The organism is Ornithinicoccus hortensis (assembly GCF_006716185.1).
Taxonomy (GTDB): Bacteria; Actinomycetota; Actinomycetes; order Actinomycetales; family Dermatophilaceae; genus Ornithinicoccus; species Ornithinicoccus hortensis.
This window is the reverse complement of the sequence record NZ_VFOP01000001.1, coordinates 935,893-957,720: the sequence shown is the minus strand read 5'-3', so window position 1 is coordinate 957,720 and position 21,828 is coordinate 935,893. Positions and strand designations below refer to the sequence as shown.

At 69.7% G+C, this 21,828-nt stretch carries 22 protein-coding genes and 1 riboswitch; of the genes, 11 read left to right on the top strand and 11 right to left on the bottom strand.

Annotated features, from left to right (window positions below; translation table 11 throughout):
• Nucleotides 1-105: 105 nt before the first annotated feature.
• Nucleotides 106-444 carry a PadR family transcriptional regulator gene (locus FB467_RS04380; protein ID WP_141784007.1) on the top strand — a complete coding sequence of 113 codons (339 nt, stop codon included), beginning with the start codon at nt 106-108 and terminating at the stop codon, nt 442-444.
• 1 nt (nt 445) lies between these two features.
• Nucleotides 446-1,438: a permease prefix domain 1-containing protein gene (locus FB467_RS04375; RefSeq protein WP_141784006.1), complete on the top strand. Its 993-nt coding sequence runs from the start codon at nt 446-448 to the stop codon at nt 1,436-1,438.
• A 71-nt stretch (nt 1,439-1,509) separates the two neighbouring features.
• Here the strand turns inward: FB467_RS04375 and FB467_RS04370 are convergent, their stop codons facing one another.
• The 7 genes from FB467_RS04370 to FB467_RS04345 all read right to left on the bottom strand — a co-directional run bounded on the left by FB467_RS04370 (nt 1,510) and on the right by FB467_RS04345 (nt 8,405).
• Nucleotides 1,510-1,920, bottom strand: a complete 411-nt coding sequence (locus FB467_RS04370) for a helix-turn-helix domain-containing protein (protein WP_228393226.1) — start codon at nt 1,918-1,920, stop codon at nt 1,510-1,512.
• 23 nt (nt 1,921-1,943) lie between these two features.
• A complete protein-coding gene (locus tag FB467_RS04365) occupies nt 1,944-2,645 on the bottom strand; it encodes a hypothetical protein (RefSeq protein WP_141784004.1) in 702 nt (233 codons plus the stop codon).
• 40 nt (nt 2,646-2,685) lie between these two features.
• The gene (locus FB467_RS04360; RefSeq protein ID WP_141784003.1) at nt 2,686-3,783 is read right to left on the bottom strand and encodes an ABC transporter permease; all 1,098 of its coding nucleotides are present in this window, start codon (nt 3,781-3,783) and stop codon (nt 2,686-2,688) included.
• Between the two features lie 31 nt (nt 3,784-3,814).
• On the bottom strand, nt 3,815-4,492 hold the full coding sequence (locus tag FB467_RS04355) for an ABC transporter ATP-binding protein (protein ID WP_342354727.1): 678 nt from the start codon (nt 4,490-4,492) through the stop codon (nt 3,815-3,817).
• A gap of 15 nt (nt 4,493-4,507) precedes the next feature.
• Nucleotides 4,508-5,353: a peptidoglycan-binding domain-containing protein gene (locus FB467_RS19265; RefSeq protein ID WP_170230557.1), complete on the bottom strand. Its 846-nt coding sequence runs from the start codon at nt 5,351-5,353 to the stop codon at nt 4,508-4,510.
• A gap of 2,510 nt (nt 5,354-7,863) precedes the next feature.
• Nucleotides 7,864-8,007, bottom strand: a complete 144-nt coding sequence (locus FB467_RS18420) for a hypothetical protein (RefSeq protein ID WP_153390224.1) — start codon at nt 8,005-8,007, stop codon at nt 7,864-7,866.
• A gap of 29 nt (nt 8,008-8,036) precedes the next feature.
• Nucleotides 8,037-8,405 (bottom strand): hypothetical protein, encoded by a 369-nt coding sequence (locus FB467_RS04345; protein WP_141784000.1) that lies wholly within the window; start codon nt 8,403-8,405, stop codon nt 8,037-8,039.
• Nucleotides 8,406-8,572: 167 nt separating this feature from the next.
• Here FB467_RS04345 and FB467_RS04340 point away from each other — a divergent pair, with 167 nt between their 5' ends.
• Nucleotides 8,573-9,964, top strand: a complete 1,392-nt coding sequence (locus FB467_RS04340; RefSeq protein WP_141783999.1) for an IS1380 family transposase — start codon at nt 8,573-8,575, stop codon at nt 9,962-9,964.
• Between the two features lie 779 nt (nt 9,965-10,743).
• Here the strand turns inward: FB467_RS04340 and FB467_RS04335 are convergent.
• Complete coding sequence (locus FB467_RS04335; RefSeq protein ID WP_211350552.1) at nt 10,744-13,377, bottom strand: DEAD/DEAH box helicase; 2,634 nt, start codon at nt 13,375-13,377, stop codon at nt 10,744-10,746.
• A gap of 114 nt (nt 13,378-13,491) precedes the next feature.
• Between FB467_RS04335 and FB467_RS04330 the strand changes: the two genes are divergently transcribed.
• Both FB467_RS04330 and FB467_RS04325 read left to right on the top strand, forming a co-directional pair.
• Nucleotides 13,492-13,776: a FitA-like ribbon-helix-helix domain-containing protein gene (locus tag FB467_RS04330; RefSeq protein ID WP_141783997.1), complete on the top strand. Its 285-nt coding sequence runs from the start codon at nt 13,492-13,494 to the stop codon at nt 13,774-13,776.
• Entirely contained in the window at nt 13,773-14,183 is a 411-nt protein-coding gene (locus FB467_RS04325) for a type II toxin-antitoxin system VapC family toxin (RefSeq protein ID WP_141783996.1), read from the top strand. The genes FB467_RS04330 and FB467_RS04325 overlap by 4 nt, the downstream gene beginning before the upstream one ends.
• Here FB467_RS04325 and FB467_RS04320 read toward each other — a convergent pair.
• The gene (locus FB467_RS04320) at nt 14,158-14,868 is read right to left on the bottom strand and encodes a GNAT family N-acetyltransferase (protein ID WP_211350551.1); all 711 of its coding nucleotides are present in this window, start codon (nt 14,866-14,868) and stop codon (nt 14,158-14,160) included. The genes FB467_RS04325 and FB467_RS04320 overlap by 26 nt on opposite strands.
• A gap of 147 nt (nt 14,869-15,015) precedes the next feature.
• Here FB467_RS04320 and FB467_RS04315 point away from each other — a divergent pair, with 147 nt between their 5' ends.
• Nucleotides 15,016-15,792, top strand: coding sequence for a CHRD domain-containing protein (locus FB467_RS04315; protein WP_141783994.1), 777 nt, complete (start codon nt 15,016-15,018; stop codon nt 15,790-15,792).
• 3 nt (nt 15,793-15,795) lie between these two features.
• Nucleotides 15,796-16,587, top strand: coding sequence for a class F sortase (locus FB467_RS18910; RefSeq protein WP_141783993.1), 792 nt, complete (start codon nt 15,796-15,798; stop codon nt 16,585-16,587).
• A 41-nt stretch (nt 16,588-16,628) separates the two neighbouring features.
• Here the strand turns inward: FB467_RS18910 and FB467_RS04305 are convergent, their stop codons facing one another.
• Together FB467_RS04305 and sigK are read right to left on the bottom strand one after the other, a co-directional pair.
• A complete protein-coding gene (locus FB467_RS04305; protein ID WP_153390226.1) occupies nt 16,629-17,399 on the bottom strand; it encodes an anti-sigma factor in 771 nt (256 codons plus the stop codon).
• Nucleotides 17,396-17,854: an ECF RNA polymerase sigma factor SigK gene (gene sigK, locus FB467_RS04300; protein ID WP_425325823.1), complete on the bottom strand. Its 459-nt coding sequence runs from the start codon at nt 17,852-17,854 to the stop codon at nt 17,396-17,398. Before sigK ends, FB467_RS04305 begins: the two co-directional genes overlap by 4 nt.
• A gap of 170 nt (nt 17,855-18,024) precedes the next feature.
• On the opposite strand from sigK, the gene FB467_RS04295 reads away from it, so the two are divergent.
• The 4 genes from FB467_RS04295 to FB467_RS04280 all read left to right on the top strand — a co-directional run bounded on the left by FB467_RS04295 (nt 18,025) and on the right by FB467_RS04280 (nt 21,657).
• A complete protein-coding gene (locus FB467_RS04295; RefSeq protein WP_141783991.1) occupies nt 18,025-18,657 on the top strand; it encodes a hypothetical protein in 633 nt (210 codons plus the stop codon).
• Between the two features lie 60 nt (nt 18,658-18,717).
• A riboswitch (SAM riboswitch) is annotated at nt 18,718-18,806 on the top strand.
• 305 nt (nt 18,807-19,111) lie between these two features.
• Entirely contained in the window at nt 19,112-19,657 is a 546-nt protein-coding gene (locus FB467_RS04290; protein WP_141783990.1) for a flavin reductase family protein, read from the top strand.
• Nucleotide 19,658: 1 nt separating this feature from the next.
• Entirely contained in the window at nt 19,659-20,840 is a 1,182-nt protein-coding gene (sfnG, locus tag FB467_RS04285; protein ID WP_141783989.1) for a dimethylsulfone monooxygenase SfnG, read from the top strand.
• 121 nt (nt 20,841-20,961) lie between these two features.
• Entirely contained in the window at nt 20,962-21,657 is a 696-nt protein-coding gene (locus FB467_RS04280; RefSeq protein WP_141783988.1) for a DinB family protein, read from the top strand.
• Nucleotides 21,658-21,828 lie beyond the last annotated feature (171 nt).

Sequence of the window (21,828 nt, the reverse complement as noted above, 5' to 3'; positions counted from 1 at the left end):
AACCTCCGGCTCCCAGACCCGGATTCCATCGGGTCATCCCACAGTCAGCACCTCTTCAATAAAGTGTCTTTGACGATAGTGTGTGCTACACAGTATTGTGGATGCATGAGCGACAACGCGGACTTTGACCCGCACCTCCAGGAGATCCGGCGCGGCACGATCGTGCTGGCGTGCCTGCAACTGCTCCGGAATGCCGGCTACGGCTACGGCTTGCTGGAGGACCTGGAGCGGCACGGCTTCGCCTGCGACACCAACACGCTCTATCCCCTGCTCCGTCGACTGGAGAAGCAGGGCTACCTGACCAGCGAGTGGAACACCGAGGACACGCGCCCGCGCAAGTTCTACCGCACCTCGGAGGCGGGCAGCCGCCTCGCCGACACGCTCACCACCGAATGGGCCGCGCTGACCGAAGCCATCGCGTCCCTCACCGCAGAGGAGAACTGACATGGCCTCGACCCTCACCGAGCGGTACATCGCCGCGACGGTCCGCAGCCTCCCCGCTGACGCGCAGGAGGACGTGCGGGCCGAACTGACCGCCTCCATCGCCGACGACATTGAGGCCCGCCTCGAGCACGGCGAGTCGCGGGCCGAGGCCGAGCACGCCGTGATCACCGGGCTCGGCGACCCCGACCGGCTGGCCGCCGGGTATGCCGATCGCCCTCTGCGACTCATCGGCCCGAAGTACTACCTGACCTGGTGGCGGCTGCTCAAGCTGCTGTGGATGATCGTCCCTCCGATCGCGGTGGCAGGGGTGACCGTCGCAAACCTCATCGCCGATGCGCCGGTGGGCGAGATCATCGGCTCGGTGGTCTCGACCGGTATCGGGACCGTCGTCCATGTCGCGTTCTGGACCACCATCGTCTTCGCCGTCCTGGAACGCACCGGCGCCGACACCGGGGTGACCTGGACCCCCGACCAACTGCCCGAGCCGCAGGACCCGGCGACCGGGCGCAGCGACCTCATCGGGTCACTGGTCTTCCTCTCGCTGGCCGTCGCCGCCCTGGTGTGGGACCGCTTCGTCGGCTTCGCCTTCTTCAGGGACGGCGCCGTGGATGTCGGCGTCGGCCTGGGCGAGCAGACGAGGGCGGTCTCCGTGCTGAATCCCGAGCTGTGGCCCTGGTGGCTCGGCGGCATGTTCGTCCTGATCGCGGCGGAGGCTGCGTTGGCGATCGCTGTCTACCGCAACCGCGGATGGACGTCCCGGTTCGCGGCCTTCAACACCCTGCTCGCGGTCGCCTTCACCGTCGGCGCGCTCTATCTGCTGCAGGCCCGCGAACTGCTCAACCCCGAGTTCCTGGACCTCACCCTCGGCCGCGACGACGTGCCCGGCGACGTGGGACGCACCCTGGCGATCATCACGGCCGTAGGCATTGTCGGCGTCTCCGGCTGGGATGCCATCGACGGCTGGCGCAAGGCCCGCAATCACCGTCGCGGCTGAGGCGGCTGCCGCGGATCGGCCTGCCACTCCGCATCGCCTCATCGCTGCATACCCCGCGAGCCAGCCCTCCCTCACTCCACCTGCTCGACGCACCTGCGCATCCGCACCACCAGTGCAGCCGAGGGCATCACCTTCCCGGACCGGTAGGTCGACAGCCGCGAGGCGGAGGTCCCGATCCGCTCGGCGAAGTCGCGGGAGGTCAGCCCGGACCGGCGCACCAGGTCGTCCACCTCGTGTGCCACCTCGGCGCGTTCGGCCGCCTCGGCCTCGGCCCGCGCCCCGGAGATGGCGCGCTCCAGCAACGGCCCGACCCCGGGCGGGTGCTCCCGGGAGAGGTACTCCTCCACCATTCTGGCCACCGGACCCCAGGGCTCGCGCCGGATGGCCCGGGTGAGGACCGCCCAGTCCCCGATGAGCCCCCGCTCGATGGTCGTCGCGATCGCCTCGTAGGGCCACGAGCCCGGTGGGGTACCGGACGGCACGTCGACATTCCGGAAGGACACCATCATTCGAGTTCGCCCTCCACCGCGCGAAGCAGGCCGTCCGCGAGGACGTGGCAGGCGTCGAGGACGCTCGCCCAGTCGTGCCATCGCGGATCCAACCCCTTGTATGCCGGAAGTTCGGTGGTCACGCGCGGATCCCTGGGTGCGGGGTCGGCGAGCCGCTGGACCAAGGCGGTCAGCACCGATCCGTCGGTATTGCTCCGGTCCGAGTAGTAGTCGTCGATCTGACTCAGGACGGCCACCGCGTCGACTGGACCTAGTCGCTCTCTCAGCGCCGCGGTGTCGAGATAGTCCCGCGTCGCGTTGCGCTGCACGACCAGGTACGCCTTGACCCTGAGCATCTCGGGCAGGGTGGGCACCACCACCGACTCCCCGCCCGCCAGTTCCCACGGCTCCACCTCCAGCGGCCGGCTCCGCCGCAGTTGCCGCAGCCCTGCCTCCACTCCGTCCAACGAGCCGAGAAGGGTCAGCGGCGGCGAGCTTGCGCGCACACTGGTGGCCCAGCCTTCCGACGCCTCGACCGCCTCCAGCACGGCGCCATACCGCTCCGCCAGGTCGATCAGGACGTGATCATGATCGAACGACAGCCGGTGTCGGGCGTGCGCCGCAGCCGCGGTCCCTCCGACTAGCACAGCCTCGGGCACGAGTTCCTGGAGGTGCGCGGCGGACCGGAGCACATCCTCCAGGAGCGGTACGCCGACCATGCCAGGAGATTATCACTTCCGATACACGCCGCTCTACTGATCATGGTGTTCGCAGGACGCGGACGGGGTCGCGGGTGGCGGCGAAGAGTGCTGGCGGGAGGGCGCTGGCGAGTGCGGCGAGCAGGGCGAGGGTCGCGGTGGCGGCGGTGAATTCGGGGGGTGGGGCGGCGTAGGTTGCGGCGATCCAGAGCCCGGCAGTGGCCCCGAGGACGGCGCCGAGCAGGGCGGGGGCCAGGGTGCGGCCGAGGACCAGGCCGATGATCACCGACCGGGTCGCCCCGAGGGCCCGTCGTCGGCCGAGGTCGGTGCGGCGGATGAGCACGTCGGCGAGCACGACGATCGCGACCAACAGCGCGCCCGCACCGAGGACCCCGAGGAGCAGGGCACGACCGAAGGTGGTCAGGTCCCCGGCGACCTGTTCCTGCAGTTGCGCCAGGCTGACCGGGGACTGCACGGTCACCGCCTCGAAGGTGGGCGGGGCGATCAACCCGAGCACCGCCCGTTGTGCGGTCGCGGCAACTTGTGAGTCGGTGACCACGACGTGCAGCGAGTCGGCGACCGCGTCCTCCGGTGCGGCGATCAGCACGCCGGCGGCATAGTCGGTGAACGGTTCTCGTGGAGTGAAGGACCCGACCACGTTGTAGTCCGTCACCTCCGTGGTCGAGGCCAGCGTCACCGACCCGACCGGGTCGTCCATCCTCAACGCGAGCTGACCCTGAGCAGAGACCAACGCCTCACCTGGACCGGGCCACCGGCCCCGCTCCAGGCTCGCCACGTCGGCCAGGTCCCCCACGACCGCCCACGCCGGCACCCTGGTGCCCCCGGCACCGACGACGCTGTTCGTCACGTCCACCGGGATCACCACCCCGACCGCCCGCTCCGCGACCGACAACCCGGCCGCCTGGTCGACCACGGCCCGGGGGATCAGGTCCTGCCCCTGGGCGTCGTTGACCACCAGCACCCGTGACCCGGCCGCGTCGAGCCGGTCGGCCACCTGCTCCTCCGCGGCAGCGGTCCGCCCGACCGTGGCCAACGTGGTGCCGCACATCACGGCGACCAGGAGCATCACGAGCACCGAGGGGACCTTGTTCGCCCACGCCGTCGCCAGACCCTCCCGGACCACCGCCCACGGTCTCACCGCGACCGGCCCGTCACCGCAACCACGCCTCTCACAGGGCGAGCACCTCATCGGCGTGCTCCAACACGAACGGATCGTGCGTGGCGATCACCACCGTCCGCCCCAACCCCCCTGGTCCCCGCTCGACATTGTCCGCACCACCGGCCGAGTGACCGTCGGTGGCCGCGGCCGACAACGCCGCCAGCACACCCTGCGCATTCTCCCGGTCCAGGTTGCCGGTCGGCTCATCAGCCAGGATCACGCTCGGACCGGTCACCAAGGCCCGGCACACCGCGACCCGCTGCGCCTGCCCACCAGAGATCTCACCGGGCCGGTGATCCGCCCTCGCCCCCACCCCCACCTGGTCCAACAACGCCCGGCCCCTCGCGCGCGCCACACGACGCGACCACCCCGCATACAAGGCCGGCTCGACCACGGAGTCCAGCACCACCCGTGAGGGGTCCAGCACCGCGTCCTGGAAGACGAACCCGATTCGGTGCGCCCGCACCCTGGACCGCACCGGGTCCGGCGCCGACCCCACCGGTTCCCCATCCAACAGCACATTCCCCGAGGACGGCGTCAACATCAACCCCAACACATACAACAACGTCGACTTCCCTCGCCCCGACGGACCGGTCACCGCGGTCACCCGACCGGGGACGAACTCGTGCGACAACCCGCCGAACAGCTCCTCCCCACCCCGCCGGTACGCGAACGACAACCCCTGCACGGCCAACACCACGCCTCACCCGCCGCCGCTGGTGACCGCACTGTCCTCCGGTCCCGTGGTATCACCTGGGACCGGGGCCGGCGCGGGTTGCTGCCCCACCCCGCCCTCGGCCTCGGCCAGCACCTGCACCCGGGTCCCTTCCGCTACCCCGTCCACGATCGCCACCCCACCACCAGACCCCCGCACCGTCACCTCAACCTCACCCTCCTCGGTGACCACGTATGCCGTGCCGTCGGCCCTGGTCTGCACCGCCGCCGCCGGGAGCGCCGGGCCCGACACCTCCGGCACCACCACCACCTCCGAACGCAACGTCACCTGCGCATCCCCGGGCAAGGTCCCGCACTCACCCCCGCACACCGGCCCCCCATCCGGACCCGTCAGCTCGAACTCGGTCGACCCGAACTCGTCCTGGCTCGACCCGGCAATCACCGCCTCCCACACCGTCTCCTGCCAGGTCACCCGCACCGTCGCCTCCGCCGGGATCAATCGCGCCTGCTCCTGCGTCACCACCAACACGAACTCCTGCTCCCCCGTCGGGGCCAACACCGCCTCCTCACCTCCGCTGACCGTGCCACCCACCACAATCGACTCCCCCAACTGCACCACCGTGGGCAACTCCGGCGCCGCGACCACCTCACCCAACGGCACCGTCCCGGTCTCCCTCAAGCCGAGGTCCTTCTGCCACGCCTTCACCGCCCGCTCCGTCCCCGCCCCGAACTCCCCATCAGCCACACCCTCCAGGAAGCCCAACTCAATCAGCGCCCCCTGCAACTGAGTCACGTCCTCCCCCTCAACCTCCCGCTCCAGGTCCCGCCAGAACGGCACCGACCCCTCCACCGCACGCACCGGGACACCAGCCACCACATACACAACATCCCCCACGTCCACCGCACCAGGCGAGACCCCTGTCACCACCCCCGACAAACCGTTCCCCGCCACCATCACCGCCGGCTGTCGCAATGTCGTCGACAACGGCAACGACCGCCCCACCGACGACTCCGACACCACACCCCACACCGCCTCAGCTCCAGCACCCGGACCCTCCACCGCCACCCGCGGCTCCAACGCAGCCCGCCCAGCCCACCACCCAGCAACCGCCGCCCCGGCAATCAGGAGGACCGCCAGTAGCACCACACCCACCCCGCGCCGACGCGAACGCTGCACTGTTTCCGTGCTCATCCGGTCATGCTCTCACGACGGTTATCCACCGTTCATTCGATCGAAGATGTCTTCGCCGGAAAGCCATGGCAGACGTCTTCGTACTGACGCTGCAGCAGCCCGTCCAAGGGCAGCGGAGGCGGATCAGCCTGCGAATCGGTCATCGCTTGGACCTCCTGCGCCACCCACGTGTCCTTACTTGGCATCTGTGCGGTCACTGGTAGCCCGTTCTCACGCCGACACTCATCTGCCTCCAGTCCCCAGTTCTTCTGGCGGGAGTGGGTCCGACACCGGAATCTCACCCAGGCTATCCTCACGCCCCCAGGCGGCATCGAAATCGTCCTGGCTATCCATCCTGCCGGCCGAGGTGAGAAAATCACTCTCCATCTTTGAGGGGAATCGCGCCTCGATAAGACAACCCCATGCGCGTGAATCACTCCTTCTGGAGTCGTTCGCTGTCGGCACGATCAGGGTTGCCCCACACGGCAGGATTCGCCGCGTCAGCCGTGGGTTCCTCACTCTGGCAAGCGGCGGACGAGCGGTACCGCAGAAAGCAGTAAGGTCAAGGCTCCGAGAAATCTGGATGCCACACGACACCCCAATTTCATCGAGCAAGTTGATGGAATAGGCTCCCGCGAGCCGGGTCTCCCGCCTCTTGCAGGGCTGCTCGAACCCCTACTTCTGCCGTATCAAGCCACGCATCAAAACGGTATTCGGTTTACGTTCTCTACGTGCCCGCAGTGCCCGGCAAGTACGCAAAGATTTGCTGCGGAACTCACAAATCCCTCGACAAGCGGCGTGCTTCCGCTTGGCTTGGTATCGGCTCACTAGGCTATCGCCTACTGACAATAAGCATAGGTATTCACGTCATCAAGGGCACCCCCGGTTACACTAGCTTTCCAGTAACCTCCAGGGCCATTCTGCGCGAGGACTTTGAATGTAGAGTGATAGGCATGGGCCGCTTGAGCCGCCGTTCGCCCGGGGCCCCGGACTGTAACGTTCCCATCGGCATAAGCCCTTGCTACTGCGTTCGCCTCCGGACTACACGTACGAGTTCCGGACTTTTGGACTGCTGCGTGTGCTGGCACCACCGTGGTCGCAACCAGGACGAAGGCCCCTGCACCTGCCGCTATCCGTGACTTCCACTTCATGATAGATCCTCCATCTCTGTCGATACTGAACAGGTTATGCCAATATGTCATATGCCTGCCCGGGCGGTAGGCTTAATAGTCGAGGGTCGGCTGCGGACAGAACGCCTCCAGATCAGTCGTTTGGACGGTTTGATACGGGCTCCATGGAATTGCCACTCCGCGACTTCTGTAGTCCGACGCAAACTTCTCAAAACTTGGCGGAGTTCCAGGTTGTTCTCCATAGCGCCGTAAACATTCTGCCGTTTCCAAGCTATCTTCATACAATTGTCTGAGTTCACCGTCCGTAAGAGGCGCTGCGACAGGCATATCCCCTATTTCTTGCAGGCACTCCCCGTCTGCCCTGTCGTAGTCGGCGTCCAGTTGCTCCGCGTTCGCATACTCCTCTTGACTGCCGAGGCCTTGCATGCCGTCTCGGGTGGCGCGCGTGGGAAATCCCTTGTCCGTGAGGCAGGCAGCGTACGATTCCCACCAGCCGGCACGTGCCTCAAACTCGGCGCGCCGGTCAGGCGCCACAGATTCTGGACCGTCGACGGGACCAGCGCAGGCACCCATCACTAGGCCCGTGGATACAACGCTCCAGGCCATCCATCCCCGCCACATGTCATGCACGATACCCCCCCCCTAGAAGCCCACGTCCAGATGTCCTGGCGGGTCCGGCCTAGACGCGCGGGCCCAAAGGGCAGCGTAGCGCCGGTTCCCGTAGTCGCATGCGTGTTCTTCGAGCTGAAGCGCCCCGGGTCTGGTGGAGGGTCTGATATCCCGAGAGGATGATGACTATGCCAGCACCGAGGAAGTATCCGCCAGAGCTTCGTGAGCGTGCAATGCGGCTGGTTGCCGAGGCCAGGAAGGAAGATCTGGAGTTGTCGCTGAACGCGGCGGTGGTCCGGATCGGGCAGCGTGTTGAAGCGCCCCCCCCCGCGGCTCCAAAGCAGCCCGCCCAGCCCACCACCCAGCAACCGCTGCTCCCGCAATCAGGAGAACCACCAACAGGCCAACACCCACCCCACGCCCACGCGAACGCGGCACAGCATCCGTGCTCATCGCGACCTGCTCTCAGTGCGGTTACCCACCGTTCATCCGCTCGAAGATGTCTTCGCCGGAAGGCCACGGGCAGACGTCCTCGTACTGATGCTGCAGCAGCCCGTCGAAGGGGAGCGGAGGGGGATCGGCCTGCGAGTCGGTCATCGCTTGGATCTCTTGCGCCACCCACGTGTCCTTACTTGGCATCTGTGCGGTCAGGGTAGTCCGTTGTCACGCAGACACTCGTCCGCCTCCAGGTAGAGGTCATAGAGCGTGCCAAGCTCTTCGGGCGTCAGTGGGTCCGATGCCGGAATCTCACCCAGGCTCTCCTCACACGTCGCCCAGGCAGCGTCGAAATCGTCCTGCCTGCCGACCGTCCCGGCCGAGGTGAGGACGTCCCCCTCCATCTTTGAGGGGAATCCCGCCTCGGTAAGGCAACCTCCCATGCGCGTGAACCACTCCTTCTGGAGTCGTTCGCTATCAGCACGGTCAGGGTTGCCCCGCACAACAGCATTCGCCGCGTCGGCCTCGGGTTCCTCATTCTGGCAAGCCGCGAGGGGCAGGAGGCTCGCGATCGCCAGCATGGAACTGAGGCACCGCATTGGCTTAACCACGGCCCGCCGCACTAGCCTCGAGATTTCGTGTGTAGGTGTGGGTGGGCGCGTGCCGTGACGGCGAAAGGTGCTCCTGACCTGGGAAGATGGTGATTGTCGAGATCAACCGTCACCCAAGATCGAGGAGCACCTTTCAGGTGAACAAGGTTACCCGTTCCTATCCGCGTGTCCAGGTCGACACGGCCCGCTCTGGAGCGGTCGCCCAGGCCGGCGGCGTGCTGTTGGCCCAGGCCGCGGAGGTCACCGGGCTGACCAGTGCCCTGCGGGCAGGGCTGGGTCGCTGGCGGAAGCCGACCGCGACTCACGACCCGGGCAAGGTCGCCTCCGATCTGGTGTTGTCGTTGGCGCTGGGTGGGGACTGTCTGGCCGACCTCGCACTGCTGCGGGCCGAGTCCGGGGTGTACGGGAAGGTGGCCTCGGAGGCGACTGTCTCCCGCACGGTCAGCGCCCTGGCTGGTGAGGCGAAGGCGGCTACCCGGGCGATCAGCACGGCACGCGCGGCCGCCAGGGCTCGGGCGTGGGGCCTGGCTGGTGAGGCTGCCCCGGGCCATGGCGCGAGTGCGGGTGACCCGTTGATCATCGACCTGGACGCCACGGTCGTGATCGCCCACTCCGAGAAGGAGTCGGCTGCCCCCACGTTCAAGAAGACCTTCGGCTTCCACCCGATGCTCGCCTTCGCCGATCACGGCACCGCCGGCACCGGTGAGCCCCTGGCCGTGTTGCTGCGCCCGGGTAACGCGGGGTCGAACACTGCGGCCGACCACATCACCCTCGCCCGGGAGGCCCTGGCCCAGGTCCCCGGGATCAACCCCTCTCGACCGGGCAAGAAGATCCTCATCCGGGCCGACGGAGCTGGCGGCACCAAGGAGTTCACGACCTGGCTGGCCCGCCGCAGCGTGCAGTACACGGTCGGGTACACCCTGCCGACCAACACCCCTGACCTGCTCAAACTCATCCCGAACGACGTATGGGCACCGGCCTACGACGCCGACGGTGAACTGCGTAAGGGCGCGGAGGTGGCCGAACTGACCGGGCTGCTGTCCCTGTCCGGGTGGCCATCGGGGATGCGGGTCATCGCCCGTAGGGAACGCCCTCACCCCGGAGCCCAGCTCCGCTTCGACGATGTCGACGGGTACCGGATCACCGCGTTCGCGACGAACACCACCAATGGGCAACTGGCCGACCTCGAGCTACGGCACCGCCGCCGCGCCCGCTGCGAGGACCGGATCCGGGTCGCGAAGGACACAGGCCTGGCCAACCTGCCGCTGCACTCCCTGGCCCAGAACACCCTGTGGTGCCACCTGGTCCTCATGGCCATGGAACTCACCGCCTGGACCCAGCTCCTCGCCTTCGCCGATCACCCCGCCCGCCGGTGGGAACCCAAACGGCTCCGCCACCGCATCTTCACCATCCCCGCGACCCTGGCCCGCACCGGACGCCGCGTGCTCCTCCACCTCAAACAAGACGCGCCGCACGCCGACCTCGCCCTGACCGGGTGGACCCGGCTGAACGCCCTCGCCCCGCCCTGACCCCCTTCACTCTCGTCCTGTCCAGACCAGCACGCCCAACCCCATCGGCACGTGGAAACCGACGCACCGAGGCCGCCGCCCGGACCTCTGTCACACCCCGATGCCAGAATCAGCCCCCGACGGCCACCGGGACGCCGTCACCACCGAACAACCGGGGCCCGTGAAAGATTGAGGCTAGAGCCATTGCCACTCCGCATGATCCAAGAGGGCCTGCAGATCGACAAGGTGGCATTACAATCAGAATGTCCTTCGCTTGAATCTTCAGCCTTAAAGGGCTGCTCCAACAGGACGGGCATCACATGTCAGAACAGTACCCGTAAGTCCCACTCAAGTGGATGTTCCCCGTCGTGGACACAGTGTACTTGCCGCCGTTATAAGTCGCCTTGAACTGCCGGTCCCGGCGAACTGAGTTGTAGTAAACGTGGGTGTATGAACTCCCCGGCGCAATAACGTTCGTCGTTCCTTGCGTGTCAGCATTCACCCACGGGTTCGGCGCCAGGGTCGGACAGCCCGACCGCCAAACGTGCCCTGTCTTAGTTCCCGGAGCGGCCATGGCCCCCGGTGCAGACCCCACAAGCATCATTGCCTCCGCAGTGGTCGCCAGAATCCGTCGTCCCCTCTTGCCACAGGCTCCTCGGCCGGTCGCGGCCGCGCCTTTGCGGTCGATCCCGTGATTAGACCACGGAAAGCCTCACGCGTCGAGGAAATCAGGAACGAATCTGCTGTCCCGCGGGCGGCCATTGCCGCATGCTCATGCAGCGCCGACATCCAACTCGAGCTCACAACCGCCGCATCGCGCTCGCCAGCAACACCGGCTCCCCGACCTCGTCGGAGGCGTCCAGGTCACAGGTCGCCTCGATCACCCAGTCGTGGTGGCCTTCGGGGTCGGCGATGGTCTGCCGCACCTGCCAGAGCCGCACCTCCGCCGGCCCGCTGGAGGCGACGCCCGGCACCTCCCGGACCCCGGGCTGGGGCCCGCGCTCCGGGGTGATCGCCAGCATCGCCGGGCCCCGTGCGTCGGCGTCGGTGCCGACGGAGCCGTGCTCGTCGTAGTAGGCCTCCAGCGCCTCGTCCCAGTCCTCGGACGAGAGCAGCGGCTCGCGCGCGGGCTCGGTCAGCTGGGCGACGGCGGCCTCCAGGGCGCCCAACGCCTCGACCTCGTCGCGGGACACCAGCTCCACCCGCCGGAACATCGCGTTGCGCACCATCACCCGGAACGCCCGCTCGTTGCCGGTGATCGGCCGGGTCGGCGCCAGCGGCACACCCTCGGCCGCGCGTGCGGCCGCCGCGGCGACCAGGTCGGGGTCGGTCAGCGCCTCCCACTCATCGAGCAGCGAGGAGTCGGTTTGCCGGATCGTCTCGCCGAGCCAGTGGATCAGGTCGTCCAGCTCCTCGGAGCGGTAGGACTCCGGTACCGTCTGCCGCAGCGTCCGGTAGGCGTCGGTCAGGTAGCGCAGCACGACACCCTCGGACCGGGCCAGCTGGTAGAACCCGACGAACTCGGTGAAGCTCATCGCCCGCTCGTACATGTCGCGCACGACCGACTTTGGGCTCAGCGCGTCCTCGCTCACCCACGGGTGGGTCTGCCGGAAGATGGCCAGCGTCGCCTCGAGCAGCTCGGCCAGCGGCTGCGGCCAGGTGACGTCCTCCAGCAGCTCCATCCGCTGCTCGTACTCGATGCCGTCGGCCTTCATCTCCGCGACGGCCTCGCCCTTGGCCTTGGACTGCTGGGCCCACAGCACCTGACGCGGGTCCTCCAGCACCGCCTCGATCACCGAGACGACATCGAGGGCGTATGTCGTGGCCTCCTCGTCGAGCACCTCCAGGGCCGCGAGGGCGAACGGGGCGAGCGGTTGGTTGAGGGCGAAGTTCTCCTGCACCTCACCGGAGAGCACCACCTGACGGCCCGAGGGTTCCGGCTGCGGCAGCCGCTGCAGCACCCCGGTCTCCAGCATGCTGCGGGCCAGCGTGATCGCCCGGCGGGACAGCCGCACCTGGTTGCGCGGCTCCTCGTGGTTGTCGCGCAGCAGCCGGCGCAGGTTGGCGAACGGGTCACCCTCCCGGGCCACGACGTTGAGGATCATCGAGTGGTCCACCCGCATCCGCGAGACCAGCAGCTCCGGCTCCGAGGCGACCAGCTTGTCGAAGGTCTCCTCGGTCCAGTTGATGAACCCCTCCGGTGGCTTCTTGCGCTGCACCTTGCGCTGCTTCTTCGGGTCGTCCCCCGCCTTGGCCAACGCCCGCGCGTTCTCGATCGTGTGCTCCGGCGCCTGCACCACGACATACCCACTCGTGTCGAAGCCGGCCCGCCCCGCCCGGCCGGCGATCTGGTGGAACTCCCGCGAGCGCAGCACCCGCTGCCGGGTGCCGTCGAACTTGGTGAGCCCGGTGAACAGGACCGTCCGGATCGGCACGTTGATCCCCACGCCCAGGGTGTCCGTGCCGCAGATGACCTTGAGCAGCCCGTCCTGCGCCAACTGCTCGACCAGCCGGCGATAGCGCGGCAGCATCCCTGCGTGGTGCACCCCGATGCCGGCGCGCACCAGCTTGGACAGCACCTTGCCGAAGCCGGCGGTGAACCGGAACGCCCCGATCCGCTCGGCGATCTTGTCCTTCTCCTCGCGGGTCGCGATCTTCAACGACAGCAGCGACTGGGCCCGCTCGAGGGCGTCCTTCTGGGTGAAGTGCACGATGTAGACCGGCGCCTGGTGGGTCTCCAGCAGCTCGCCGATCGTCTCGTGCAGCGGCGTCATCGCCCAGGAGAAGCTCAGCGGCACCGGCCGCTCGGTGCCGGCGACGACCGCGGTCGGCCGCCCGGTGCGGGCCGTGATGTCCTCCTCGAAGCGGGTGACGTCGCCCAGCGTCGCCGACATGAGCAGGAACTGCGCCTGCGGCAGCTCCAGCAGCGGCACCTGCCAGGCCCACCCGCGGTCCGGCTCGGCGTAGAAGTGGAACTCGTCCATGATCACCATGCCGATGTCGGCCTGGTCGCCCTCGCGCAGCGCGATGTTGGCCAGGATCTCGGCGGTGCAGCAGATGATCGGGGCGTCGGCGTTGACGGAGGCGTCACCGGTGACCATGCCGACGTTGTCGGCGCCGAACAGCTGGCACAGCGCGAAGAACTTCTCGCTGACCAGGGCCTTGATCGGGGCGGTGTAGAAACTCACCCGGTCCTCGGCGAGCGCCTGGAAGTGCGCGGCCGCGGCGACCAGCGACTTCCCGGATCCCGTCGGGGTCGCCAGGATGACGTTCGCCCCGCCGAGCAGCTCGATGACCGCCTCCTCCTGGTGCGGGTAGAGCGGCGTGCCCTGCGCCTGCGCCCACCGCCCGAACGCGTCATACAGCTCGTCGGGGTCGGCGGGGGTCCCCTCCGGGGGCAGCAGGTCGGTCAGCGAGTCGGTCATCCCGACCATCATCACGTATACCGTCCGCTGGCCTGTGGACGGCGCCGTCACCCGGGTGCGTGGTTGCGTGAGGATACGGTCGGCGCAGGCGATCTGCAGGCAGAGTGCATGCATACTGGAGGCATGGTGACGATCACGATCCGCGACGTCCCCGACGAGACCCGGCAGGCCCTTGCCGACCGGGCCCGCACCGAGGGCAAGTCGCTGCAGTCCTACCTGCTCGCGGTTCTGGAGCAGGAGGCGGGTTTCCAGCGCAACCGCCAGATCCTGGAATGGGCGGAGGAACGCGCCCGCGTCCGCGACTCGGCCGTCACGGGCGGAGACATCGCCGAGATCATCCGGCAGGGTCGCGAGCAGCGCAGCGCCCAGATCCGTGGGGCCGCCTCGGAGGAGAACCGCGGCCCATGATCGTCACGGACGCGTCGGTCCTGGTCAACGCATTGGCCGGGTCCGCGTCAGAGGTGCGTGCCACTCGGCAGTCCCTCGCCCGGGACCCGCACTGGGTGGCGCCGAACCACTGGATGGCGGAGGCGTTCCACGCGCTCCGGGGGCTGGCCCTCGGGGGACGACTCTCTCGTGAGGACGCCGAGGAGGCCATCACGGTGCTACCGACGCTCCGGGTCACGACAGTGCCGATCGACGGGCTCCTCCGCCACATGTGGCGGCTGCGGGACACCCTCTCCGGCTACGACGCCGCGTACGTCGTGCTCGCCCAGGCCCAGGATGCGACCCTGCTGACCGCCGACGGCCGCCTCGCGCGGGCGGCCGCCGGTCACTGCCGGGTGCGGCTCACCCGACCACCTTCCCGAGCGTGAGGGTGCAGCCGACCATGGTGTCGGAGCGGCCGTCCGACCGAGGCTCGTCGAACCAGGTGCCCTGCTCGAACCCGGCCTTCTCCAGGACCCGCAGCGAGGCTGCGTTGCGGTGATCCGGCGCCGCGAAGCAGGACGCCGCGTCCGGGTAGTGGTCGCGCAGACCGGTCAGCCAGGCCCACAACAACCGGACCCCGAGCCCGCGTCCCACCCAGGCCGGCGCCCCGATGGCGTAGTCGACCCCGATGGCCGCGGGATCCGGGGCCACCAGGGCGAACTGCGGGTGGTCGCCGACCCGATAGTCCTGCCCGAATCCGACCGACCGACCGTTGGCCTCCACCACCCACATCCGGATGGCCTTCCTGCCCTCGATCCGGGGCAGGTATGTCGTGTGGACCGCCCCCGTGGACAGGTCACCGGTCGGCCACCACCGTCGGACGTGCTCGGCCTGCAGCCAGCGGCGCAGGTCGGGCAGGTCACCGGCCGTCATCGGCCGGGTCGCCACCCGCAGGTCGGGGTCGCCGTCGAAGACCTTCTCGGACGCCGAGAGGTCCCGGGCGACCACGTCCCTCACCTCGCCCAGTTCTGCGGAGAGCCGTGACGCGGCCTCCGCCCACGACTCCTGCTCCCCACACACACCGGCGACCTCGCGCTCCCCCCGTCGCACGACGACCCTGGTGCTCTCCACGTGATCGAGTCTGGCCGCTGCTGCATACGGGCGCCAGCCCTCGCGGTTCGGGAGTCGACCCATCCGGCCGGGTGCGCGCTCCGAATCCCCCGGTGCCAGAGCCGCCACGGTCGACACCGCGGCGGATCCCGACACCAAGGAGTTGTCATGCGCACCACCACCCGCCTCGCCCCGCTCGCCGTCGTGGCGCTCGTCGGTCTGCCCCTCGCGGCAGCCGTCCCCGCCTCGGCGCACGAACACGAGGGCACCGAGCTGTCCGGCACGCTGAGCGAGCTCAACCACTCCGGCGCCTCCGGCACCGCGTGGGGGATGCTCGAGGGCCACGAGCTGCACGTCACGATCGAGACGTCCGGGCTGCTCGACGGCGCCCCGCACGCGCAGCACATCCACATCGGTGGACAGAACACCTGCCCGGACCCGGACCAGCAGGGCAACGGCTACGAGGGGGCGTTGCAGGTCTCCGACGCGGTCGACTCCTACGGGGACGTCGCCGTGAGCCTGACCATCGAGCCAGGGATGACCAGCGGTGACCACGCGCTCGACGTGGAGAACTTCCCGTCGACGGGGTCGTACACCTACGAGCGGACCATCGAGTTGGACGAGGCCACGGCCGCCGACGTCGCCGCGGGCGACGGGGTCATCGTGGTGCACGGCGTGGACCACGACGGCAGCGGCGCCTACGACGGGGACATCGCCTCCGACCTAGACCCGGAGCTCCCGTCGGAGGCCACCGACCCGGCGCTGTGCGGCGAGTTCAACGTCGCCCAGATGAGCATGCCCGAGGACGGCGTCGCCACCGGTGGCGGCGGGACCAGCGGGATGGAGCACGCCGGGTTCCTGGCCATCGGTGCCCTGACGCTGGCCGCGGGCGGGCTCGGTCTCGCCGCGACCCGGCGCCGGGACGGCTCCCGTCAGGAGTCCTGACGCGTGAGCACGACCCAGCCCGGAGGTCGCGGCCGCACCCTCGTGGCCGCGGCCTTCGGGCTGCTGCTCGCCGCGGGCGTCGCCATCGTGGTGTGGGTCGCCACGCACCAGGTCGCCGACCCGCCGACGCCGGGAGCAGACGCTGCCCGGCCGACCGCGCAGGCCCCCGACGAGACGCGCCCGGGTGAGGGGTCGGCATACGACGCCCGCCCCGACGACGACTCCGCCACCGGCACCAACAGCGGCAGCGGCAGCGGCACCGGATCGTCCCCCGGAGGGGTGGGCGACGGCCCGGCGACCACGCGCGAGGCGCCCGCCACACCCACGGTCCTGCCCGCATCCGACCCCGTAGCGGTGCGGATCCCGTCGATCGACGTCACGAGCCCGCTGCACCCGCTCGGCCTCGCCGACGACGGCACGCTCCAGGTGCCGTCGGGCGACCGGTATGACGAGGCCGCCTGGTACGACGGGTCACCCACCCCCGGTGAGGCCGGACCCACCGTGATCGAGGGCCACGTCACCAGCCAGGGATCGGTGCCCAGCGTCTTCTACGACCTGGGCGCGCTGACGCCCGGCGACCTCGTCGAGGTGGACCGGGAGGACGGGCGCACGGTGACCTTCGAGGTGTACGGCACCGAGAGCTTCCCCAAGGACGCCTTCCCCAAGGTGACCGTGTACGGCAACACCGAGGGCCCGGAGCTGCGCCTGATCACCTGCGGCGGGATCTATGACCCGGACCGGGGAGCCCACGTGGACAACATCGTGGTCTTCGCCCGGTGGGTGCCCGGCTCCTGACCTGTTCCGGGACCGCTGACCGACTGCCGGCCGCTGATCCGCTACCCGGACAGCGGGACGGCCACCAACGGATCACTCGTCGGCTGGTCGGAGCCCCCGGCGGGCTCGAGCGTCACCCCGACGGCCACGGCCCCGGCCGCCTCCCCCTCCAGGACCACCTCGCTGGTGTCCTGCTCGCCCCGGGGCATCAACCCCGCGGAGACGGCCGTCCCGTCCTCGTGGACGAACCACAGCTGGTAGTCCTGTCCGTCCGGGGCGGGCTCCATCCCCTCGGCCACGAAGGCACTCCGGTTCAGGGACGCCGAGGTCACCACCGAGACCGTCACTCCGTCGACCGTCTCGGTGCTCCGCTGCGCGTCCGGCGCGTCGAGCACGTCCTGGACCGCGACCACCGCCGGTTCCGGCTCGCCCGTGCCCCACTGGGTGACCACGACGGCGCCGACGCCTACGGCCGCCGCGGCGGCGATCCCCACCCACCAGGCGCGACGCCGTCCGGGCCGGGGCTCCTCGGCGGCGGAGGGCTCGGGGACGCCCCGGTCCTCGTGGAGGGCCCGAGGTTCTTGGGCTGCCTGGGGCTCCTGGGCCTGGGGTTCCTGGGCGATCTGCTCGAGCAGGCGGGACCGCAGACCCTCCGGGGGCGTCTCCTCCAGGCCGGCGCTCAGGTCGGCCACGGGGGCGGACAGTTCGGCCACCTCCCGCCGACAGTCGGCGCACCCGGCGAGGTGCGCCTCGAACGCGGCGCGCTCCCGGTCGTCAACGGCATCGAGCACGTAGGCGCCCACCAGGTCGTGCACGCTACCCTCGTCGTTCACTGCGCACCTCCCATCCGGTCCCGCATCGTGCCCAATCCGTCCCTGATCCGTGTCTTCGCCGTGCCCAGCGGTATGCCGAGCCGTTCCGCCACCTCGCGGTGCGTCAGTCCCCCGAAGTAGGCCAACTCGATCGCCTCCCGCTGGATCGCGCTCAGTCCCCCGAGCGCGTCCCGGACGTCGGCCGCCTCCAATCGCTCCTCGGCAACCTCCGCCGTGGCGTCGAACGGGGGTGTTGCCTGACGTGATTCGTAGGCATCCTCCCGTGCGGATTGGGCCACCACCGACCTGACCCGGTCCACCGCCCGACGGTGCGCCAGGGTCAGCAACCAGGAGACGGCGCTGCCCCGTTCCGGGTCGAACGAACCGGCCGTCCGCCATACCTGCAGGAACACTTCCTGGGTGACCTCCTCGGCCTGGGCGCGGTCCCGCAACACCCGCAGCACCAACCCGTGCACCCGTGGGGCCGTCGCGTCGTAGAGGGTGGCGAACGCGGCCTAGTCGCCGCGAGCCACGGCGACGAGTGTCGTCGCCAGGTCGGGGCCGTCCTGGTCGCCGCGCATTGCCTCCATCCTGCCCTATCGCCGGGTCGGCCGCGCGGACGAGGCGACCTGACTACGGTGTGACCATGACCGGTGCGGTGGACGAGGTGTTCTCCCACTACCGGTCGCTGGTGCGGCGCTGGGCCGAGCCACTCCGCGCCTCGGGCTGTGCGCTCTGGGTCCGGGGCCGGGACCACTACCGGGTCGGTGAGGTCGTCCACCTCAGCAGGGCCACCCCCTCCCGCACCCGCCTGCCGGGCCTACTGCACCACAACAGCACCCACCCCGACGATCCCCTCGCCGGCCTGGTGCCCACGCTCGGTGGTGCCGTCGTCCTGGAGCCGGTGGGCACCGACGTCGCGGCGCTCGTCGACCGGCTGTCCCTGGGCGGCGTGGCGATCTCGGTGCGGTGGACCGGGAGCGGGGTCCGGGTCGCCTCCGCGGTCGACGGCGAGACCACTGAGGGCTACGACCTGTCCGACACCGTGCCGGGCAGCAACACCCGTCCGGAGCACACCGGCGAGTTGTCCGCCGCCCTCGCCGCGGCGATGGCCGCGGCGAGTCGGCACGGTGGCGGGACGGCCGATCCCGACCAGCACCTCCCCGACCAGCACCTCGCGGTCGGTCTGACCACGGCCGAGGCCCTCACCGGGATCCGTCTGCCGCAACCGGGTCCGTTCACCCTTCTCCGGGCGGTGCGCCTCCGGGCACCCCGCTGATCCTGCGGCTCCCGGACCCGGTGGATTGACATGGCCGAAGATCCTGTGGTCGACTAGGCGCACCCATCCAGAGCGGCCGAGAGACCTGGCTCATCGACGCCGCAGCAACCACCCACCCGGGCAGGTGCTCACGCCAGGACCGATGGAGGACCCAGTGCCACACGCAACGTTCCCGCGCGTGACTCACACCCCGCACCTGCGGCGCACCGTCGACCTGATGCGTCGGGCGGTCGGCGCCTGTCGTTCCTGACGCGCCGGACCGCCGCCCCACCCGCTCAGTCCCCCCGCTCCGGCCTGCGGCCGACCCGGCCCGACTCGGCCCACGGCCGACCGGACGGGATCTGCCGCACCCGCGCCCCGGCATACCCACCGGCCCGCGGGACCCGGGCACCCTGCATACCCGCAGCTGAGCGAGCACCCCGCCCGACCCCATACCCGCTCCCAGGAGTACCCCATGACCCTCAGCCTGTCCCCCACCTATCTCGACCGGGACCTCGGTCCCGGCCGCACGGCCGACGCCCCCGCGGTCGACCTGCGCGGCTCCTTTGCGCGGGCCGCCGCCAGCGCGTGGGTCGTCACCGGATCCGGCGCCCGCGGACCCGTCGGCTTCACCGCGATCTCCGTGGCGTCGGTCTCCCTGACGCCGCCGCTGGTGTCCTTCAACGTGGCCAAGACCTCCGGTTCGCTGGTCACCATCGCGCAGACCCAGCGTGCGGCCCTGCACCTGCTGGGTGAGGATCAGCAGCACCTGGCGGACCGGTTCGCCCGGGACCGCAGCAAGCGTTTCGTCGACGACGGCGCGTGGTCCTTCGACGACCACGGCCTGCCGGCCGTGCACGGCGTCACCGCACGACTGATCACCCGGATCCACGACCTGGTCGACGCCGGCGACAGCTTCGTTGCGATCGCCCGCGTCGAGCACGCCATCACCTCCACCGGCCGGCCCCTCGTGCACCACGCCGGCCGCTACACCCCACTCACCCCCTCGATCGGAGCCTGACATGACCGACACCACGCACGAGCCGAACGCCGTCGCCCAGTCCGGAGCCGGGGCGCCCGGCTCCGACCCGCTCGCCTTCGCCTACTGGGTGCCCAACGTCTCGGGCGGGCTGGTCGTCTCGACCATCGAGCAGCGGACCAATCACACCCCGGCATACAACATCGACGTGGCCCGCACGGCGGAGCGGGTCGGCTTCGACTACGCCCTGACGCAGGTGCGCTACCTGGCCTCCTACGGCGCGGACGCCCAGCACGAGTCGGTGTCCTTCTCCCTCGGCCTGCTGTCGGCGACCGAGCGGCTCAAGGTCATCGCGGCCGTCCACCCCGGCCAGTGGCCGCCCACGGTGCTGGCCAAGCTCGGGGCCACCGCCCAGGACCTGCACGACAACCGGTTCTGCCTCAACGTGGTCTCCGGCTGGTTCAAGAAGGAGTACACCGACCTCGGCCTGCCCTGGCTGGACCACGAGGAGCGCTACCGCCGCGCCGAGGAGTTCATCGAGGTGCTCCGCGGCCTGTGGGCGGAGGACGACTTCACCTACCGCGGCGACTTCTACCGCACCAGGGACGTCACCTTCCGGCCCCAGCCGCGGCTGCAGCCGGAGGTCTTCCAGGGCGGCAACTCCACGTCCGCCCGGGCGATGGCCGGTCGCCTGTCCGACTGGTACTTCATGAACGGCAACACCCTCGAGGGTGCCGCCGAGCAGATCGAGGACGTCGGCGCCCAGGCCGCCGCGAACGGGCGCCGGGTGCGCTTCGGCCTCAACGGGTTCGCCGTCGTCCGGGACACCGAGGAGGAGGCCCGCTCCGTCGTCGAGGAGATCATCGCCAAGGCCGACGTCGACAAGGTCAACGACTTCGGCAACGCGGTGAAGCAGGCCGGGGCCGCGACCGCCGACAAGAAGGGGATGTGGGCCGACAGCGAGTTCAAGGACCTGGTGCAGTACAACGACGGCTTCCGCACCGGCCTGATCGGCACGCCCGAGCAGGTGGCCCGCCGGATCGTGGAGTACAAGCGGGTCGGCGTCGACCTGCTCCTGCTGGGCTTCCTGCACGTGCACGAGGACGTCGAGCGCTTCGGCGAGCAGGTCATCCCGCTAGTCCGCCAGCTCGAGGAGGAGGGTCGGGCCGAGGCGGCGTCCGGGGCTTCGTCCGAGCACCGGGCCGAGGCTGCCCTCGTCAGCTGACTCCGGCGGTCCCCTCCCCTCCCCGACCGGACGCGCGAGCGGTCGGCCTCCACCCCCGACCAGACGCATGAGCTGGCGGTATTCACCCGCATCCGGACGCACGGGCTGGCATGCTCGAGGAATGGGCGATGACAAGGGACCAGCACTCGGCGGCGGCAACGACCCGGTGTCGGCGCCGCCGCCGAGTGATCCGAAGGCGACCCTGCACCGTTACCTCCGGGACGCGCGCCAGGCGCTGCTGTGGAAGCTCGACGGCCTCTCGGAGTACGACATCCGACGGCCCATGACACCCACGGGGACCAACCTGCTCGGGCTGGTCAAGCACACGGCCAGCGTCGAGCTCGGCTACCTGGGCGACACCTTCGGGCGGCCCTCGGAGATCGAACTGCCGTGGTTCGCCGAGGACGCCGAAGATAACGCCGACATGTGGGCGACCAGCCGGGAAACCCGGGAGGACATCCTCGGGCTGTACCACGCGGTCTGGGCGCACACGGATGAGACGATCCGCCTCCTGCCGCTCGATGCTCCGGGGCGGGTCCCCTGGTGGGCGCCCGAGAAGGCCAACGTGACGCTGCACCAGATCCTGGTCCACATGGTCACCGAGACCCAGCGTCACGCCGGCCAGGCCGACATCGTCCGGGAGATGATCGACGGGGCCGTCGGCCTGTTCCCGGATCGCCCGAACATGCCTGCTGGCGATGCGCAGTGGTGGACCGACTACGTCGCCAGGCTCGAGGAGGCGGCTGGCGACGCCGCACGACAGGTGGATCCTGGCGGTCGACGGGCTGGGGAGGAGGACGACCGCAGGGCGAGGTAGTCCCGGCCCGCGGGTCGGCCACGGACGGAGACGACGGGCGACACCTCACGCGTTCGGTCAGGGGTGGGGACCGCCACCTCACGCGTCCGGTCAGGGGTGGGGACCGCCACCTCACGCGTCCGGTCGGGGGTGGGGGTGGGGTGGGGGTGGGCGCGGGAGGTGAGAGTCGTT